The 686-nt window shown below is 63.1% G+C and carries 1 protein-coding gene; it reads left to right on the top strand.

Annotated features, from left to right (window positions below; all coding sequences use genetic code 11):
• A partial coding sequence (locus VBE63_RS31010) for an efflux RND transporter permease subunit (RefSeq protein WP_323686780.1) occupies positions 1-686 on the top strand: 686 nt, incomplete at both ends.

Genomic DNA, 686 nt, shown 5'->3' with positions numbered 1-686 from the left:
GATTCCGCTGCAGACCATCGGCGCGGTGCTGCAGTCGCAGAATCTGGTCGCCGATGCCGGCAACATCGTCGTCGGCGAGCAGTATCTGCGCATCTGGCCCACCGGCGAGTCCGAGTCCGTGCAATTGATCGGCGACGCGCTGATCAGCTCTGAGGACAAGCGCGTGCTGCGCATCTCAGACATCGCCGAGATCCGCCGTGCCTACATCGATGTGCCGAATCGGTATTTCTATCAAGACGGCCAGCCGGCGCTCACCCTCGGCATCTCGGTGATGGGCGGGCAAAACGTGGTCGAGGTCGGCCGCCAGCTCGATGAGCGCATCGCAGCCCTGGAGGGCGATATCCCGCTCGGCATGGAGCTGAAGGCCATCTACAACCAGCCCGAGGTGGTCGACCAGTCGGTCAACGGCTTCATCATCAGCGTTGCGCAAGCGGTGGCGATCGTCATCGTCGTACTGCTGCTGTTCATGGGCCTGCGGGTCGGTTTCATCATCGGCGCCGTTTTACTGATCACCGTCGCCGGGACTTTGTTCATCATGGCCCTGGCGGGCATCGAACTACAGCGTATCTCCCTAGGCGCCCTGGTCATCGCACTCGGCATGCTGGTCGACAATGCCATCGTCGTCGCCGAAGGGATGATGGTGCGCATGAACGCCGGGATGCGCGCGGAGCAGGCCGCGAGCGAGA

Origin of the sequence: Lamprobacter sp., from assembly GCF_034860625.1 — a bacterium.
Classification (GTDB): Bacteria; Pseudomonadota; Gammaproteobacteria; order Chromatiales; family Chromatiaceae; genus Lamprobacter.
This window is presented reverse-complemented; position numbering and strand designations above follow the sequence as displayed.